The organism is Neobacillus drentensis (assembly GCF_036965245.1).
GTDB lineage: Bacteria > Bacillota > Bacilli > Bacillales > Cytobacillaceae > Neobacillus > Neobacillus drentensis_G.
The window spans coordinates 1-16,979 of record NZ_JBALPG010000100.1; the positions used below are offsets into that span (position 1 = coordinate 1).

At 38.0% G+C, this 16,979-nt stretch carries 18 protein-coding genes; 9 read left to right on the forward strand and 9 right to left on the reverse strand.

Annotated features, from left to right (window positions below):
• Positions 1-234 precede the first annotated feature (234 nt).
• Positions 235-933, forward strand: coding sequence for a Crp/Fnr family transcriptional regulator (locus tag V7150_RS18840; RefSeq protein ID WP_335521388.1), 699 nt, complete (start codon positions 235-237; stop codon positions 931-933).
• Between the two features lie 75 nt (positions 934-1,008).
• On the opposite strand, the gene V7150_RS18845 is transcribed toward V7150_RS18840, so the two are convergent.
• The 3 genes from V7150_RS18845 to V7150_RS18855 all read right to left on the reverse strand — a co-directional run bounded on the left by V7150_RS18845 (position 1,009) and on the right by V7150_RS18855 (position 2,959).
• Positions 1,009-2,133, reverse strand: a complete 1,125-nt coding sequence (locus tag V7150_RS18845; RefSeq protein ID WP_335521390.1) for a TIGR04053 family radical SAM/SPASM domain-containing protein — start codon at positions 2,131-2,133, stop codon at positions 1,009-1,011.
• Between the two features lie 163 nt (positions 2,134-2,296).
• Positions 2,297-2,635, reverse strand: coding sequence for a DsrE family protein (locus V7150_RS18850; RefSeq protein WP_335521392.1), 339 nt, complete (start codon positions 2,633-2,635; stop codon positions 2,297-2,299).
• 15 nt (positions 2,636-2,650) lie between these two features.
• Positions 2,651-2,959: a metal-sulfur cluster assembly factor gene (locus tag V7150_RS18855; RefSeq protein WP_335521394.1), complete on the reverse strand. Its 309-nt coding sequence runs from the start codon at positions 2,957-2,959 to the stop codon at positions 2,651-2,653.
• A gap of 304 nt (positions 2,960-3,263) precedes the next feature.
• On the opposite strand from V7150_RS18855, the gene V7150_RS18860 reads away from it, so the two are divergent.
• The 3 genes from V7150_RS18860 to V7150_RS18870 all read left to right on the forward strand — a co-directional run bounded on the left by V7150_RS18860 (position 3,264) and on the right by V7150_RS18870 (position 4,568).
• The gene (locus tag V7150_RS18860; protein WP_335521396.1) at positions 3,264-4,076 is read left to right on the forward strand and encodes a Cof-type HAD-IIB family hydrolase; all 813 of its coding nucleotides are present in this window, start codon (positions 3,264-3,266) and stop codon (positions 4,074-4,076) included.
• Between the two features lie 152 nt (positions 4,077-4,228).
• A complete protein-coding gene (locus tag V7150_RS18865) occupies positions 4,229-4,381 on the forward strand; it encodes a hypothetical protein (RefSeq protein WP_335521398.1) in 153 nt (50 codons plus the stop codon).
• Between the two features lies 1 nt (position 4,382).
• Entirely contained in the window at positions 4,383-4,568 is a 186-nt protein-coding gene (locus V7150_RS18870; protein ID WP_335521399.1) for a DUF3813 domain-containing protein, read from the forward strand.
• 178 nt (positions 4,569-4,746) lie between these two features.
• Here the strand turns inward: V7150_RS18870 and V7150_RS18875 are convergent, their stop codons facing one another.
• On the reverse strand, positions 4,747-5,589 hold the full coding sequence (locus V7150_RS18875) for a YitT family protein (protein WP_335521400.1): 843 nt from the start codon (positions 5,587-5,589) through the stop codon (positions 4,747-4,749).
• Between the two features lie 101 nt (positions 5,590-5,690).
• Here V7150_RS18875 and V7150_RS18880 point away from each other — a divergent pair, with 101 nt between their 5' ends.
• A complete protein-coding gene (locus V7150_RS18880; RefSeq protein ID WP_335521402.1) occupies positions 5,691-6,551 on the forward strand; it encodes a DegV family protein in 861 nt (286 codons plus the stop codon).
• Between the two features lie 43 nt (positions 6,552-6,594).
• Here the strand turns inward: V7150_RS18880 and V7150_RS18885 are convergent, their stop codons facing one another.
• Both V7150_RS18885 and V7150_RS18890 read right to left on the reverse strand, forming a co-directional pair.
• Positions 6,595-6,726 carry a DUF3941 domain-containing protein gene (locus V7150_RS18885; protein WP_335521466.1) on the reverse strand — a complete coding sequence of 44 codons (132 nt, stop codon included), beginning with the start codon at positions 6,724-6,726 and terminating at the stop codon, positions 6,595-6,597.
• A 72-nt stretch (positions 6,727-6,798) separates the two neighbouring features.
• Positions 6,799-7,662, reverse strand: coding sequence for a CvfB family protein (locus V7150_RS18890; protein ID WP_335521404.1), 864 nt, complete (start codon positions 7,660-7,662; stop codon positions 6,799-6,801).
• A 288-nt stretch (positions 7,663-7,950) separates the two neighbouring features.
• Here V7150_RS18890 and V7150_RS18895 point away from each other — a divergent pair, with 288 nt between their 5' ends.
• Positions 7,951-8,442: a YajQ family cyclic di-GMP-binding protein gene (locus V7150_RS18895; RefSeq protein WP_335521406.1), complete on the forward strand. Its 492-nt coding sequence runs from the start codon at positions 7,951-7,953 to the stop codon at positions 8,440-8,442.
• Positions 8,443-8,545: 103 nt separating this feature from the next.
• Entirely contained in the window at positions 8,546-9,418 is an 873-nt protein-coding gene (locus V7150_RS18900) for an SDR family oxidoreductase (RefSeq protein ID WP_335521407.1), read from the forward strand.
• 38 nt (positions 9,419-9,456) lie between these two features.
• On the opposite strand, the gene V7150_RS18905 is transcribed toward V7150_RS18900, so the two are convergent.
• Complete coding sequence (locus tag V7150_RS18905; protein WP_335521409.1) at positions 9,457-10,983, reverse strand: alpha-amylase family glycosyl hydrolase; 1,527 nt, start codon at positions 10,981-10,983, stop codon at positions 9,457-9,459.
• Positions 10,984-11,115: 132 nt separating this feature from the next.
• The gene (gene asnB / locus V7150_RS18910) at positions 11,116-12,963 is read right to left on the reverse strand and encodes an asparagine synthase (glutamine-hydrolyzing) (RefSeq protein ID WP_335521411.1); all 1,848 of its coding nucleotides are present in this window, start codon (positions 12,961-12,963) and stop codon (positions 11,116-11,118) included.
• A gap of 233 nt (positions 12,964-13,196) precedes the next feature.
• Between asnB and V7150_RS18915 the strand changes: the two genes are divergently transcribed.
• Positions 13,197-13,760, forward strand: a complete 564-nt coding sequence (locus V7150_RS18915; protein WP_335521413.1) for a DUF2777 domain-containing protein — start codon at positions 13,197-13,199, stop codon at positions 13,758-13,760.
• 109 nt (positions 13,761-13,869) lie between these two features.
• On the opposite strand, the gene V7150_RS18920 is transcribed toward V7150_RS18915, so the two are convergent.
• The gene (locus tag V7150_RS18920) at positions 13,870-14,898 is read right to left on the reverse strand and encodes a ThiF family adenylyltransferase (RefSeq protein WP_335521415.1); all 1,029 of its coding nucleotides are present in this window, start codon (positions 14,896-14,898) and stop codon (positions 13,870-13,872) included.
• A 230-nt stretch (positions 14,899-15,128) separates the two neighbouring features.
• Between V7150_RS18920 and V7150_RS18925 the strand changes: the two genes are divergently transcribed.
• Entirely contained in the window at positions 15,129-16,958 is a 1,830-nt protein-coding gene (locus V7150_RS18925; protein WP_335521418.1) for an aldehyde ferredoxin oxidoreductase family protein, read from the forward strand.
• Positions 16,959-16,979: the final 21 nt, after the last annotated feature.

A 16,979-nucleotide genomic window follows, 5' to 3' on the forward strand; every position in this document is an offset into this window, starting at 1 on the left:
ATCTTAACAGATGTTTGTACATGAATAAAAGATTGATTTTGGAAATCATTATCCACTTTAAATTTAATTACATCCATTTTATAATATAATTTTTACATTTTGTTTTTTTAATCCGCTGAAGTTTTCACTGTATTGTCATTGTTTACTCCATTTTATTGAGATAAAATATACATAACGAAACCTAACTTATAGAAAAAATTGACTGGGTTAGGAAATGTTCTAGAGGTGAATTAAATGATGGCGACAATGAAGCCAACCCATTCCATTGAGATAAAAGAATTACTTAGATTTGCTGACCGACATTTTAAAAGTGAAAGAGGCAGCTACCTATTTCAAGAAGGCATGGAAGCAGAGGAACTTTACATTATTATTTCTGGCAAAATTCAAATCAGTAAAATTACATCAGATGGCCGTGAACTATCGTTAAGAATTTGTAGCGATAATGATATTTGTGGTGAATTAACGCTGTTTACAGACAATCCACGATATTTATTAAGTGCTAAGGTGCTTGAAGAAGGAGAAATTGCTGCGATAAAAAAAGATGTAATTGAAAGTGAAATTTTCCAAAATAGTAAGCTTGCCTTCGAGTTCATGAAATGGATGAGTGATCATTTTCGCAAAACGCAAACAAAATTTCGCGATCTTGTCTTAAATGGGAAACGCGGCGCCTTATTTTCTACGCTTATTCGGATGTCCAACAGCTATGGAATCCCAAAAGGCAATGAAATCTTAATTGACCTGCCATTAACCAATCAAGAACTGGCAAACTTCTGTGGTACCTCTCGTGAAAGTACAAATCGGATCCTCAGTGAGCTAAAGCGGGATAAGATTATTAATATTAAAAAAGGGAAAATTTCGATTTTGGATCTCCAATATTTAAAGGATGAAATCGGCTGTGAAAATTGCTCAGCAATTTACTGTAATATAGAATAAGACCGATTCATCTGTCATTTTTTCAAGGCTGTCTTACACTTAGAAGACAGCCTTGTTTTTATGCTAGTTTTTTTCTTAATGTGCCTGCTTCTCTCTTAAGGCTTTTGGAATGTAGACGCAGAATGGTTCACTTTCAAGATAATCACCTGTCATGGCATAGGCTCTTGACCTTGAACCGCCGCAAACAAAACGGAATTCACACACACCACATTTACCCTTAAATTCATCAGGATTTCTTAAAGCTTTGAAGATTGGTGATTCACGGTAAATTTCCGCTAACGATGTTTCACGAACATTTCCAGCCTTAACTGGTAAAAGACCACTAGGATAAACATCGCCAATATGGGAAATAAACACAAAGCCATTTCCATCATTCACACCTTTAGGTGCACGTCCAAGACCATCAATGGAACCGGTTAACCCTTTTTCAGTCAAGGCACTTAAATAGTCGATTTCACCTGTCTGTGCTTTTGCTTCACGCATTTTTTGTTGAATAACTACACGGCGGTAATGCATAGCTTCTGTCGTTTTAATATCAAATGGTACCCGTTTACTAAGATCATAAAGCCATCTAAGTACCTTTTCATGTTCAACAGGAGAAATCATATCCGACACTTGTCCTCTTCCAGTTGGGACAAGGAAAAAGACGCTCCAAAGTACACAATTCAATTCTTCTACCATTTTTGCCATCTCATTGAGGTATTTAACATTATATCTAGAAATAACGGTATTAATCTGAATCGGAATTTCAAGCTCATGTAAGTATTTTATTCGTTCCATTGTCAGATCATAAGAACCAGCCGTTCCACGGAAATGGTCATGGATTTCTGCAGTCGGTCCGTCAATACTAAACGCCCAGCGAGAAAGACCAACCTCTTTAGCTTTTTGAATTGCTTCTTTCGTTACATTTGGGGTAGCACTGGGTGTCATTGATACCCGTACACCCTTTTCCACAGCATATTTAGCAATATCAAAGATATCTTCCCTCATTAAAGGATCTCCGCCGGTAAAAACGAGGATTGGGTTATTCATATCATATATTTGATCAATTAGATTCTTGCCTTCTTTAAAAGATAGTTCGCGTGGATCCCTTGTGTATTGTGCATCTGCACGGCAATGCAGACATTTTAATTGGCATGCACGTGTCAGCTCCCATATCACGATAAATGGATCTTTATTAAAATCTCGATTAAAAGACAAATGAAACGCCTCCTAAAAAACAATTATTTCAAACTCAATCTTCCTTAATACTCTGTATTATAAAGGTGATTATATTTGAAAAAAGTGAACTATCTCACAACCTACAGTTATATATGTTATTTTTTGTGAAGTATGAAAAAAAACAGCAGAAACTCCGCTGTTTTTAAGAAATGGTTACTACCTCATATTTTGCTGCCAGATCAATAAAGTCGCCCATTCCACTAATTTTGCCAACCGACAATTTTTCTGTTACTTCATAATGATCAGCACATGTTTTACATGCTAATATATCGACACCTTTCGCTTCCAATTCCTTTAAATGAACGGAAACAAATGAATCTTCTGTCATCGTTAATACCCCGTTGTTCATACAAAAAACAGCTGCGGGAAGCTCTTCTTTTTGCTTCAAAATCGTAAAAAATGTTTCAAGAATATTCTCACCAAGTATTTGATCGCCCCTGCCCAGTTGGTTCGAACTAACTAAAATCACTTTGTTTTTCATATGTTTTTTACCTCCTTAGCGAATACCTAAAGCAATTTTCGCATAGCGTGACATCATGTCCTTATTCCAAGGCGGGTTCCAAACGATATTTACTTCTGTATCTTTTATCTCAGGGATGTCAACCAGAGCTCTTTTCACTTGGTCCACTATTACCCCAGCAAGTGGACAGCCCATTGCAGTTAACGTCATTGTGATCGTAGCTATACCCTCATCATCCATTTCAACATTATAAACTAAACCCAAGTTAACAATGTCTACGCCTAACTCAGGGTCAATAACTAACTCTAATGCGCCCATAATATTTTCTTTTAATTCTTCATTCATATGGATTCACTCCTTATTATTTTTGTATTTACTTCATGGAATGTTTTTATTACAATTTCCAAAAGGCGAGTAAATAAATCCACTTCCGAAAGACACATAAAAAGTATATAGTTGTTTGATGGCTTTTGGTGTGAATTTTTTTACAGTTTAGATATAAAATTGTTAACATAGTAAATATAGAAATAAAGAATTCCATTCATTATGCAAACTTATCATAAATGTAGTGTATCATGCAGACAAATTTTTTCCTAAAGCATTGCATTTATTATTTATTAATGAAAATTCAAAATAAGAAGGAGTCCATATGACAGAGAAACATTTAATCGCATTAGATTTAGATGGAACACTATTAAAAGACGATAAAACAATTTCCATAAAAAATAAGGAAATAATCCAAAAAGCAAGAGCGGAAGGTCATATTGTCATGATTGCCACAGGAAGACCTTATCGCTCCAGTGAAATGTATTATCGTGAATTGGAACTGGACACACCGATTGTTAATTTTAACGGAGCCTTTATGCACCACCCACGACAGTCTAGCTGGGGATTTTATCATGAGCCGCTTGATATTAAAGTGGCCAAAGACATTGTAGAGGCATGCAGAAGCTTTCATTTTCACAATATTATTGCCGAAGTGATGGACGATGTTTATTTCCATTACCACGATGAAAAGCTTTTAGATATTTTTAGATATGGCAATCCAAAAATCACCACCGGTGATCTTCAAAATTTTCTTAATGATTCACCTACAAGTATGCTGATCCATACAGAGGAAGATAATCTCAAACAGATTCGTAACCATTTATCTCAGGTTCATGCTGAAGTGATCGAGCAACGAAGCTGGGCGGCCCCATGGCATGTTATCGAAATCATTAAGGTTGGTTTGAACAAGGCTGTAGGCTTGAAAAAGGCTGCTGATTACTATGGAATACCAGCTGAAAGGATTGTTGCATTTGGTGATGAGGATAATGATTTGGAAATGCTTGAATATGCTGGGCATGGGATCGCGATGGGAAATGCGATTGAACAAGTAAAGAACATCGCCAATGACGTGACCTTGAGTAATGAAGAAGATGGCGTCGGGGAATATTTAGCAGATTTGTTAAATATTAAATGAAACCTGGTCATACTGCCCGTTAATGCGGGATAAAATAATCACGTGTTTTCGCCATTGTTTACCTAATTGAACCCCCCTTTTTAGAGCATACTATTTTTTGAGGCAGCACTGCTGTTTCAATATGAGCTTTTTAGCATATTGGAGGGATTCGAATGGGTAAATCAAACAAATCGAAACGCTTTGTCCAGCAAGGCAAGGATTCCATTAACAAGCATTCTGAACGGATTCCTTATCACATGACCTACGCTGAAGCGGAATCTCAGAAAATGGCCAATGTGCATGACTCCTCGCTTGGAGGAATTTAACATGGGAAACCAATTATTCCAGGAAGCACGGAGATTTGTGGAAATGGCGAAGTCTGCTAACCCAAATGATCTTGATCCTGCAGTCGCAAAAGCAAAAAATGCACTTAGTTCTGCATTTGCAAACTCGACTATAGCAGAGCAAGCCCAGCTCCAAAAGATGCAACAAGAGCTTGATCAGATTCAATAGCTGTAAATAGAAAAGCGGAAGCGCAATTTAAAGGCGCTTCCGCTTTTCTTTCATGTCTAGCTGCAGCGCCTAGCCCCTCGGGGTCATAAGCCAATCCGGCAAGAAGGTTAAAAAACAACCTTCTCACCGGCTCGTCTTATGCTTGTCGGGGCTGATCAAGGCACTTCCGCTTTTCTTTTTAATCTCTTCGAAAAAATCCATAGACCGATGTAGTCTGGACAATATTCGTAAAGGCTTTGGGATCCACTTCTTTAATGATTCGCTGTAAATAATATAGTTCATAGCGGGTAATGACAATCATCAGCATATCTTTTGTTTCATTGGAAAATGCCCCTTTTGCAGGAATCATGGTGATGCCTCTAACAAGTGAAGCATGAATTGCTTTTTTAAGCTCCTCGGCTTTTTTGGTGATAATCATCGCTGTCAGCTTTGCATGCGTTGTATGGATTGCATCAATCACTCTTGTCGAGGTGTATAAAGTAACGAGTGTATAAAGTGCTTTCTCCCAACCATAAAGAAAACCAGCAGTCATAACGATGATTCCATTTAATACAAACATATACGGTCCTACAGGTTTGTCCTTCATCCTCGATAAAACCATAGCGATGATATCGACACCACCAGTAGAAGCTCCCCATTTTAAGGTAATTCCAACCCCAATTGCTTGAATAACACCACCAAATACAGCATTAAGTAAAATATCATGTGAGAATTTGTAGACTGGAAGTATTGTGAGAAATAAGGACGAAAGTACAACACTTATAAAACTATAAAACGTAAAAGATTTACCTACCTTTTTCCATCCGAGTATTGCTACCGGAATATTAAGCACAAGTAATAAAAAACCCATCGAAACATGAATTGGTGTATAATCACTTATAACCTTCGAAAGTAATTGTGCAATTCCGGTAAAACCGCTAGAATAAACATTCGCTGGGATGAGAAAAAAATTCATGGCAAGTGCATTTAATAATGCACCGACTATAACAATAAATATTTTTTTCGTTTGGAGCCAAATCATTTGTATTCCTCCTTTTAAATCTCCAATTAGGTAATTGTATTTTTAAGTCTAAACCGATAAACTGAAATTATAGATATAAGTTGTGAAAGCAGGTGAGCTTCATGCCGGTAAAGATACTCGCTGACAGCGCATGCGATTTACCCAAAAGTTTTTATGAAGAAAAGCATGTTTACTTATTTCCCTTAAAGGTTGAAATTAATGAACAAGAATATGAAGATGTTAAAACGATTGATCCGAAAACTGTCTATGATGCCATCCGCAGTGGTGTTGTTCCAAAAACATCTCAAGCCTCTCCCCTTTTGTTTGAGGAAGTTTTTACAGAAATGGCGGAAAAGAATGAAGATGGAATCTACATTGCCTTTTCTTCTGAGTTATCCGGTACATATTCAACCGCTGTTATGATTCTTGACCAAGTGAAGGAAAAATATCCAAACTTTCAATTAACGATTGTGGATACGAAATGTGCTTCGCTAGGATTTGGTCTTGTCGTTCAAGAAGCTGCTAGGCTCGCTTCAAATAATGCAGCAAAAGAAAAGATCTTAGAAGATGTTCTGTTTAGAAGCCAGCATATGGAGCATATTTTTACAGTTGAGGATTTAGATTATTTAGCAAAAGGCGGCAGGGTTTCTAAAGCTTCCGCATTTTTGGGTGGATTATTAAATATTAAGCCCATCTTAAACATGGAAGACGGGAAACTCGTTCCGATTGAGAAAATCAGAGGAAAAAAGAAAGTATACCGCCGGTTAATCGAAATTATAAATGAACGTGGGTCAAATTTACAGGAGCAAGTAATTGGGATCAGCCATGCTGATAATGAAGGATCAGCACTGGAAGTTAAAGCGATGATTGAAGAAGAGTTTCATCCTAAAGAGATTTATATCTCTTCGATTGGCTCAGCTATTGGGGCTCATACAGGTCCGGGCACTATTTCCATATTCTTTTTAAACCAATTGTCATCATAAATGATTATTAATAAAGAGTGAGGTGTCAGGCACCTCACTCTTATTATTTATGATCTGTTTTCTTTGAGTATTGATTTTTCCCTGCCTGACGATTTTTTTCACGCATCATATTCTTTTCGTGGTGAAGAGCATTATTGTCTTTTGCTTTTTTATCATTATCAGTAGTGTGCGGCATATTTGTACTCCTTTCAATATTCCTTGCAATCTTTATTGTAATCATAAAGAAAAAGAGTATGTAACAAATTCGTTAATCTTTTTTCGCATAAGTCCAGCTGCCTTCTTGATATACTTTACCCTCTTTCATAAGCTTTCCGAGAGCACGTTTAAATCCGCCTTTACTTAAGGCAAACCGTTCTTGAATATCTTCGGGCATACTTTTATCGTTATACGGCATCGCGCCATTTCTACTCATTAAATACTCGTAAATTCTAGCTGCATCCAGATCTTGTGATTCCTCTTTTCTTGCAAGCAAGGAAACGTTTATCGTTCCATCTTCCTTGACGTCAATAACCCGACCTTCTATTTTTTCGCCTAAACGGGGCTCTTTCCCGCGCTGTGATTCATGAATAAATCCTTTATAGCCTTCAATCGTATAAACCCAGCTTCCCACCTTCGCTGTCCGGTAAATATGTCCTTGTACATTTTTGTTAAAATCTTTTCTAGTTGCTTTGACTGAAATTGATTGAATAACTTGATCACTCGCCAGCTTCGCATAAATAAGATTATTGCGATTTACTCTTAAAGTAATATATACTAAATCCCCTGGATTCGGCCAAACTGATTGATGGGCAGGAAGATCATCTGCACCCAACAAAATATCTTTCGGCAGACCAATATTTAAAAAGACGCCTATTTTCGGGTTCGCATCAGTAACCTTGACCCATCCATAACTTCCTACAGAAATTTCTGGTATAGTCATCGAAGCGGAGATTCTCCCTTGTGAATCCACATATAAGAAGACTTCGATTTGATCACCTTCGGATAATTCTTGTTGTGCTTGATTAATATGAAGCAAAACATCTTCATTTCCATCTGTTAAAAAATAGCCAAAATCAGCTTTTCGTGCAACTGTAAGAGTCGTTGTTTGACCTATAAGTTCTTTAAGTGACATATATAACTCCCCTTTTCTTTTTTCGGAGATTTTCCCAAAAATTTTTAAAAGCTTTTTTTATAATTGATTACTGTCTAGCTTCAGCACTAGAAGATTGGGTCATAAGCCCCTTAACACTAAGGAAAGCTTCTTCGAGTGATCTCCGCAGGAAAAAGCTGTGCTTGTTCCGAAGGCGCTTCCGCTTTCTCTTCTTGTTTGAACTGCTATATTTTACTATAATATAGCCATAAAGGGAAACTTCAGCAGGGGAACGTACCCTACTAATAACAAAAAATAGGAGGTAATGGTATGTCGAAAGATAGCTCATTTGATATTGTATCCAAAGTTGACTTTTCTGAAGTCACTAATGCGATTACGCAAACTATGAAAGAAATTGGAACACGCTACGATTTTAAAGGAAGTAAAAGTGAAGTTTCACTTGATAAAGAGGAACTTGTCCTCATCTCTGATGACGAATATAAATTGGATCAATTAAAGGATGTATTGTTTGGCAAATTATTCAAAAGAGGCGTTCCCGTTAAAAATCTTGATTATGGAAAAATTGAAAAAGCATCAGGAGGCACAGTTCGTCAAAGAGCTAAACTTGCCCAAGGGATCGATAAAGATAATGCCAAAAAAATTAATACGATTATTAAAAATAGTGGTGTAAAAGTGAAAAGTCAGGTACAAGACGATCAAGTCCGTGTCAGCGGTAAGAACCGAGATGATTTGCAAAAAATTATCTCTTTGATACGTGAAGCAGATCTTAGTATTGATGTTCAATTCATCAATTATCGATGATATCCAAGGCATAAGGATGATAATCCTTATTGCCTTTTTTATTTATAATTTGACTCATTTATCTAAAACTAATAAAAGAATAAATTCACGGAGGTTTTAGTAAATGAGCAACAATCAAACGCAACATAAGTTGACATTCCCACCACAGCATCAGAACCATCAGCCAGGAGTGGAACATGAAATGAATCCTCTTCCAATTTCTGTTGACCCCAATTATAGGGCTGGGGGAAAATTAACTGGTAAAACGGCCATTATTACGGGTGGCGATAGCGGAATTGGAAAATCAGTTGCTATTTATTTTGCCAAAGAGGGTGCGGATGTTGCACTTGTATATTTAGAGGAAGATCAAGATGCCGAGGAAACAAAGAAGCTTATTGAAGCCGAAGGACGCAGCTGTCTCCTTTTTGCGGGTGATATCGGAAATGAAGACTTTTGTAAGGAGATTGTTCATAAAACCATTAATCAATTTAGTAAGCTTGATATCCTTGTAAACAATGCAGCTGAGCAGCATCCACAGCAAAGTCTACTGAATATTACAACCGCTCAGCTGGAAAAAACATTTCGAACCAATATTTTCTCCTATTTTTATATGACAAAAATGGCCCTGCCTTATTTAAAGAAAGGAGCTGCCATTATTAATACCGCTTCAATTACAGCTTACGAAGGTAATGAACAATTACTTGATTACTCGGCATCAAAAGGAGCAATTGTTTCCTTTACACGTTCGTTGGCAAAATCACTCACACTACAGGAAATTCGAGTTAATGGTGTAGCACCGGGACCTATTTGGACTCCGTTAATCCCATCGACATTTACCGCTGATAAGGTAGCTACTTTCGGATCAACTACCCCAATGGGAAGAGCCGGACAGCCGTTTGAACTTGCACCTGCCTATGTTTTCTTAGCATCGGATGACTCTACATATGTTAGCGGTCAAATGATCCACGTAAATGGCGGGACAATTGTTAATGGGTAAAAACAACGCATCGGCAGAACCTCCGCCGATGCGCTGTATTATTCTATCACTTTATTTTTACTTCTCTTAATGATCAAGAAAAGGAAGATAAACACCAAGATGAGAACAGTGATTAACGAAGCAATGTGTGAAATATTTATTCCACTTTTTTCTGTCAATACATATATCTCAGAATTATCACGGTCAGTGATAAGAATATATTGATGGTCTCGACTACGTACAAGATCTCCTCCGAGTAAACCACGAAGCTCCTTGCCATCCGCTAACTGCTCGTCTGTTAAAATAACTTTTTGTGATTTAGTCGAATTGTTTATCGCAACAACCGATGTTTCCCCTTTATAGACACGTTTATAAACCACCATTCCGCCTTTATCATAAAGCACTTCCATTGTTCCTCTTGTTAAGGAAGGAAGCTGGTTTCGCTGCTCGGCAAGCTTGGTAATATAGTCAATTAGCTCTTTTTCCGTACGAAAATTCATTTGCCGACGGTTATCCGGAATTTCTCCTCCAATTAATGCAATTTCAGTCCCATAATAAAAAATAGGAATTCCTGGAGTCGTATAAACGTAGGTTAGTGCCGTTTTCCACCGAGAACCTGGGAACTGTCTCTGATCCACAATATCTTTGGTAAATCTTACCGTATACTCATTATCAAAAAAATTCGCCGTTAACCCGGATGGTTTTTGAGTACTTTCAAAAGCAGGGTTAAGAGGACTAAAAGGTTGATTTGTCGTTTCAAAAGCCTTTCTTAATTTCTCACTTTGGGTGTAATCAAATAAGCTATCAATTCCCGCTTTATGATATTTATTCAAGTCAATAGCCGTTTTTTCTGACATAACGCCTAAGAGAAAAAAGTCCTTTTTCTCTTTCTTTATCTCCGTTGAAAAATCATTCCAAAAGCTTAGTGGAACATGATTGACCTCTGGCAGACTATATCCATCCACATCTGTTTCCTTAATCCACCATTTTGCAGCATTAATTAAGTATTTTTTAACTTCAGGGTTGTCCTGATTTAAGTCAGGCAATCCATCGACCCAGCCATTTTCAACCTGCTCCTGATTATTCCAATCATTGATATCCTGTTTTTTATGAAACCATTCCTGTTTGCTTGGATCATTTACCCAAGGGTGGTTGGCTGCAGTGTTATTAGTGACAAAATCAATTATCACTTTCATTTTTCGCTTATGAGCTTCTTTTACAAGCTTTTGGAACGTTTTAATGGATCCAAAATGCTCGTCCACTTTATAAAAGTCATTCACCCAATAGCCGTGATACCCATTTTTAGCATTATCAAAGATTGGAGTTAAACGAATGGCTGTAAACCCCATATCTTGTATGTAATCTAATTTGTCAATAATTCCTTGAAAATCACCGCCATTATAGATATAGGGATCTTTTGCATTCGCATCGATATCATTTTTTGTATCCCCATTGTTGAAGCGGTCAATCATAATAGAATACACGGATTCATCCTGCCACTGCCTATCTTTCTTTTCTACAGCAGCTTGTACAGGAAGTGCTGATAATAGTAAAAACGTAATTAAAAAGACTGTAATTTTTTTCATAACCATCCTCCTCTAAAAAAGGAAGAGGTAAGTCCCTCTTCCCAATACTTATTTTAATCTAATAAGGTTTTTATTCCAAATATTATCTGGAAATTAATAATAAAATCGTACCATCCTATTGTTGTTTTGAATCTAATCCACTATGTTAATAGTGTAATCCTCAAACCATGTGTGAAGCTGCACAAGATAGGCCAATAATTGAGGTCCTGACATCAGCTGGCCAAACCATGGCTCCTTAAAGGAATTTCCTCCAGACTCTACGATCCTTTCTAACCGTTCCTTTTGAAAAAATTCATGTAATATCGAGGACTTATCTTGTATAATTGTCTCCATCCATTTTTGGATGGCCAATGTATATTCCGGATTATGTGTTTTTGGATAAGGGCTTTTCTTTCGGTAAAGAACCTGCTCAGGGATGATCCCCTCAAAAGCTTTACGAAGAATTCCTTTTTCCCTTCCTCGATACATCTTCATCTCCCAGGGAATATTCCATACGTATTCCACAAGACGGTGATCAGCAAATGGGACCCTAACTTCGAGACTTGCCCCCATACTCATTCGATCTTTTCGATCAAGCAATGTCGTCATGAACCAAGTCATATTTATATAAAATAATTCTCTTCGCTTCGCCTCTGCTAAACTTTCCCCTTCCAATTTAGGCGTTTCAGCAATTGCTAGGGCATATTGTTCCACGCTATAATCTTTTAACTTTAATTTTTTCTGCCAATGCGATTTTAATAAACTTTGCCGTTCATCGACAGATCGCATCCACGGAAAACCCGGCCGGTCAAGATCTTGCTTACGGTGAAACCATGGGTACCCGCCAAAAATTTCATCAGCGCATTCTCCTGAAAGGCTGACAACGAAGTCCTTTTTAATTTCTTTACAAAACCATAGTAACGAGGAATCCACATCTGCCATTCCAGGAAAATCTCTGACATGTGTTGCTTCTATCAAATCATTTACAAGCTGTTGTTGAGATATGGTTTTGTTATCATGTTGGGTTTTAAATTCATCTATTATCATTTGAATGAATCTCTCGTCAGCATCCGGCTGGAATTCATTCGAAGCAAAATATTGGTCATTTCCTTCATAATCAATTGAATAAGTATGAAGCTGCCCTTTTCCCTGTTCATCGAAACCCTTTGCAGCTATGGCCGTGATAATACTGGAATCAAGCCCACCTGATAAGAAGGTACATAATGGTACATCAGAAACAAGCTGTCTCGTTACAGCATCAGTTACTAAATAACGCACCTTTTCTGCTGTTTCTTCCACACTCTCCTTATGTTCTTCACTTTTGACATTCCAATAGCGCCAAACCTTCAAACCATTTTTTGAGAAGGTGAGGGCATGGGCGGGTCTAAGCTCTTTCATTCCTTTAAATACACCTGACCCCGGAGCCCTTGACGGCCCTGCCCCAAAAATTTCTGCAAGTCCCTTTTGATCAATTTCTGTCCTGATTTCCGGATGGGCAAGAATTGCCTTCAACTCCGAAGCAAAGATAAGTCCTTTCTTGTACTCTGTAAAAAATAGTGGTTTCACCCCAAGACGATCTCGTCCAATAAAGAGTTGTTCTCTTTTACAATCCCAAATGGCAAATGCGTAGATACCATTTAAATAATTAACGCACTCCTCTGCCCATTCTATATAGGCAGTTAACAGGACTTCTGTATCAGAATGACCACTAAAGGAATATCCTTTAGTATGGAGTATTTTGCGGATATCTTCAGTGTTATATAATTCCCCGTTGTAGCAAATGGTGTAATTATAACCTTCTTTTTGCTTGGTCATGGGCTGCCTTCCCCCTTCAGGGTCGACAACAATTAGCCGTTTATGACCAAAACCAACATGTGTATCTAACCAGATGTTGGTTTCATCTGGGCCCCTTTTCGCCAAAGTATTCACCATTTTATTTAGTGTTTCTGTTTCGTTTCTTATAGGATGTTCAAAATCAACCCACCCCGAGATTCCGCACATTGACATCTCACTCCCTTTCAATCAAATTAATGTACATTTGATGCATGCTCTATTGTATTCAGCCCAGTTTAAATGGTTAATTGTCCCATATAAGAAACACATTTGCACAAATGTAAGGCTATGTTATAAAGCTAAGAAATCTTATACTTATATTTTTAAAAATTTCAAGGTTATAAAATATCAGGAAGATGTCTAAAAAGAATGATGAAAGCAACTGTGTACGGAGGTAGACGATGAATCGACAACAACGACTAAAACTATATGATTTTCAACAACGAGCATATAATGAAGGTACAGTGGAACAAATAAACAATCAATGGATATTCTTCGATGAGGAGACCGAAGAAGCTACGATGTTAGATGATTTTGTTCATCAAGAAATTGAAATCTTCCGTTTGAACCGATGGAAAAAAGGAATATTAAATGAACCAGGAAAGATTTTTTGTGGGAAGGAAGCGATTATGCTTCGAGATCACGATACAATTAGAATAAGGAAACATTTAATTTTCTCGCTAGAAAGACTATTAGATGGAGTTAACGATGATGCCTTTTTCCAATTTATTACGACATTAAATTCATTAAACTTTTCAATTTACGATTGCATCTATTGTTATAACCATTTATCCTTCTTATCGGATGAACATCGAAAAGACGGTGTAAATTTTATGGTATTTGACAATCAAGAACAGATTTGTAATGTACAGCATCATTTTTGTTATTACGAAAAGGTTAATGATCGGTTTGAATTCACCTTAAATACCGGCAAACGACTAATCATAGAAAAAATGATCTCATAAGAAAGGCGCAAGCGACGAACTGGACAATTTTCAAAGTCGAAATCTATGCTTTCTTATTTTTTTAGAAAAAGGTGTGGGGTCCCCACACCTTTTTCTATTGGTGCATGATTTAGTTCCCGATGTATTTGGAATAGAGCATTTTTGCTCTTACAACATCATTTGTACCATGGATGAGTACGCGGGAATCTTTAAATACAACAATGGATATGTCCTCTTCTGGTGAAAAGCGAAGTAAAAATTCATTTTCCAAGACCCTTCCGCTCTTTCTAAGGATCTCAACTGCTTTTTTTAAATCCAGCTCGCTCTTTTTCCTTGGATTGATTTGAACTGTATCCCGGCCGCATAGGGTCGTATACACTATCTGTTTTCCGGAGGACCGATCTAGAAATTCAAATTGACTCTTCGCGCACGCAGGGCAATTGGGATTTCTCCCCTGTGAAATATCCATTTGCATCGAGGTAACATCCCAAACATCGATTTGTTCCAGATTAGGGGTGGTTTCTGCCCCCACCAATAGCTTTATCGTTTCCATTGCTTGAAAAGAGCCGATAATATCCGTTAAGGGGGACAAAACACCAACCGTATCGCATGTTTCACCGGTACCAGTTGGGACCTGTGGAAAAAGACAACGGTAGCAAGGGGTTACCCCTGGTTTAATGACCGCAAACATCCCTCGCGAGCTTACAGCTGCTCCGTGAACCCACGGGGTTTCAAACTTTACAGCAACATCATTAATTAAGAAACGCGTCATAAAGTTGTCTGTACCATCCACAATTACATCAAACCCTGATAATAATTCTTCAGCATTTTCAAGATTCAAATCCGCGATTACAGCCTCAACTGTCACGCTCGAATTAATTTTATTTAGTCTATTTTGTGCAGCAACGGCCTTAGGAAGATGTAATATGGCATCTTCTTCATCAAAAAGCGTTTGCCGCTGCAGATTTGACAGTTCTACCAGGTCCCTATCAATCAGCCTTATGGTGCCGACACCGGAGCGGACAAGATGGTTAGCTATCACGGTACCAAGTGCTCCTGCTCCGACAACAACAACGCGGCTCTTCAGCAATTTCCGTTGTCCATCTTCCCCAATCGCTTGAAAAAGGATTTGTCTTGAATACCGTTCTAAGTTATTCATAAATTTCCTCTTTTCTATCTTAACTTTTAATAATAGTTCGTAATGGATACACTATTATCTTACCAAATTATCATCCTTTTCTTGTGACAAGAAATTTAATTTTAAAAATATTACAAAAAGTGTATAATAAATATTGGGTAAATAACTAAGTTGTGGAATTTCTCTGTTTTATATCAAATAGAATAAGAGATTAGTATTAATTAATAATAATAGGAAAGAGGGGAAATCCTATGAATCTTGGCGGTTTTAAAAATAATGAAGTACTAATTGATTTAACAACCGGAACAATTAATTACAGAACCATTAATGAAAACGATGCGAAAAAGTACATTGGCGGACGCGGCCTTGGGGTTAAGTATGTGTTAGATAATGGTCCTGAAGTTGAGCCATTATCTCCAGAAAACATTTTATGTTTTATGACCGGTCCTGTCACAGGCTCACGGTCTTCTATGAGTGGACGTCTTTGTGTAGTCACAAAATCTCCACTTACAGGAACTGTTACCGACTCCCACATTGGTGGATGGACTGCTGCTCGTCTAAAATGGGCAGGAATCGATAATCTTATTTTCTCAGGAAAAAGCGACAAGCCGGTTTATCTTTATATTGCGGACGGTAAAGCAGAACTTCTCGATGCTTCAAATTTGTGGGGAACGAGCACTAGAGCATTTATTAAGGAAATGAAAGAGCAATACGGTGAAGAAGATTTAAGCGTCATGACGATTGGTCAAGCTGGCGAAAACACTGTTCGTTTCGCTTCGTTTATTAATGAACATGACCGTGCAGCAGGCCGCGGTGGTACAGCCGCAGTTGCAGGATATAAAAAATTAAAGGCAATTGTCATCAAAGCAGCCCAAAAGGGGAATATGCCTGTAGCTAAATTAGATGGTGAATATAAAGAAGCCAACAAAAAGGCAGTTAAAGCGATTCTCGAAGGCGGCTTAACCGCACCAAATAAAGGCGGATTATCCGTTTATGGAACAAACGTGTTAACAAACCTAATTAACGAGGTTGGAGCATTGCCAACTAAAAACTCACAACTCACTCATTGGGATGAAGCGGAAAAGCACAGCGGTGAATATGTTAATTCGCATTTACGAGTTGCTAACAACACCTGCCATGCGTGCCCCGTTGGCTGTAAAATAGAAATTGAAGTTAAGGATGGCAAATACAAGACACGGGTGGAAAGCATTGAGTTTGAATCCGCATGGTCCCTTGGCTCAAATTGTCTATTAAGTGATGCTGAAGCGATTTCTTTTATGATAGACCGATGCAATGAGTATGGTCTTGATACAATTGAACTAGGGCACGCCTTCTCTGTAACGATGGAGGCTTATGAAAAAGGCATCATTTCTGAAGAACTGATCTGGGGCGACGCCGATTCCATGATAGAATTGACGAGAAAAATTGCTTACCGTGAAGGCTTCGGCGGGGTACTTGCTGAAGGACCTGCACGTGCAGCTGCCTCTTGGGGTGCACCTGAACTTTCAATGTCTGTTAAAGGTCAGTCGATTCCAGCCTATGACCCACGTGGAATTCAAGGTATCGGACTTGGCTATGCAACAAGTAACCGTGGGGCCTGCCACCTGCGCGGCTATACAGTTGCAAGTGAAATTGCCGGTATTCCAGAACCAACAGATCGCCTGAAACCAGAAGGTAAAGGTGAACTATTAAAAATATTCCAAGATATGCTGGCATTCTCTGATTCTATGAATATTTGTAAGTTCTCTTCCTTCTCCGAAAATGCCGAGCATTATGCTGAGCAATATAGTGCGATGACGGGCGTCCCAATGACTGCTGATGACGTGATGAGGGCTGGAGAAAGAATTTATAACTTAGAGCGTTATTATAATAACCTAGCTGGATTTAATAGACGCGAAGATGATTTCCTTCCAGAGCGCTTTACAAAAGAACCTGCATCTGGAAACAGTACCGGACATGTAAGCCGTATGGATATTATGCTCGAAGAATATTATCAAGTACGCGGCTGGAAAGATGGTCTTGTACCAAATGATAAGCTGCGTGAATTAGGTATTATCGACGCTGAAAATCAATTAGTATAAAAAATGAAGAAGGCTTCTGCA

Bases quoted from the DNA above. Each gene is read 5' to 3' on its own strand.
- V7150_RS18870 (WP_335521399.1), top strand. From the start codon at position 4,383: ATGGGAAACCAATTATTCCAGGAAGCACGGAGATTTGTGGAAATGGCG.
- V7150_RS18895 (WP_335521406.1), top strand. From the start codon at position 7,951: ATGTCGAAAGATAGCTCATTTGATATTGTATCCAAAGTTGACTTTTCT.
- V7150_RS18890 (WP_335521404.1), bottom strand. From the start codon at position 7,662: ATGTCACTTAAAGAACTTATAGGTCAAACAACGACTCTTACAGTTGCA.
- V7150_RS18860 (WP_335521396.1), top strand. From the start codon at position 3,264: ATGACAGAGAAACATTTAATCGCATTAGATTTAGATGGAACACTATTA.
- V7150_RS18925 (WP_335521418.1), top strand. From the start codon at position 15,129: ATGAATCTTGGCGGTTTTAAAAATAATGAAGTACTAATTGATTTAACA.
- V7150_RS18905 (WP_335521409.1), bottom strand. From the start codon at position 10,983: ATGAAAAAAATTACAGTCTTTTTAATTACGTTTTTACTATTATCAGCA.
- V7150_RS18915 (WP_335521413.1), top strand. From the start codon at position 13,197: ATGAATCGACAACAACGACTAAAACTATATGATTTTCAACAACGAGCA.
- V7150_RS18850 (WP_335521392.1), bottom strand. From the start codon at position 2,635: ATGAAAAACAAAGTGATTTTAGTTAGTTCGAACCAACTGGGCAGGGGC.
- V7150_RS18840 (WP_335521388.1), top strand. From the start codon at position 235: ATGATGGCGACAATGAAGCCAACCCATTCCATTGAGATAAAAGAATTA.
- V7150_RS18880 (WP_335521402.1), top strand. From the start codon at position 5,691: ATGCCGGTAAAGATACTCGCTGACAGCGCATGCGATTTACCCAAAAGT.
- V7150_RS18920 (WP_335521415.1), bottom strand. From the start codon at position 14,898: ATGAATAACTTAGAACGGTATTCAAGACAAATCCTTTTTCAAGCGATT.
- V7150_RS18900 (WP_335521407.1), top strand. From the start codon at position 8,546: ATGAGCAACAATCAAACGCAACATAAGTTGACATTCCCACCACAGCAT.
- V7150_RS18885 (WP_335521466.1), bottom strand. From the start codon at position 6,726: ATGCCGCACACTACTGATAATGATAAAAAAGCAAAAGACAATAATGCT.
- V7150_RS18865 (WP_335521398.1), top strand. From the start codon at position 4,229: ATGGGTAAATCAAACAAATCGAAACGCTTTGTCCAGCAAGGCAAGGAT.
- asnB (WP_335521411.1), bottom strand. From the start codon at position 12,963: ATGTGCGGAATCTCGGGGTGGGTTGATTTTGAACATCCTATAAGAAAC.
- V7150_RS18855 (WP_335521394.1), bottom strand. From the start codon at position 2,959: ATGAATGAAGAATTAAAAGAAAATATTATGGGCGCATTAGAGTTAGTT.
- V7150_RS18875 (WP_335521400.1), bottom strand. From the start codon at position 5,589: ATGATTTGGCTCCAAACGAAAAAAATATTTATTGTTATAGTCGGTGCA.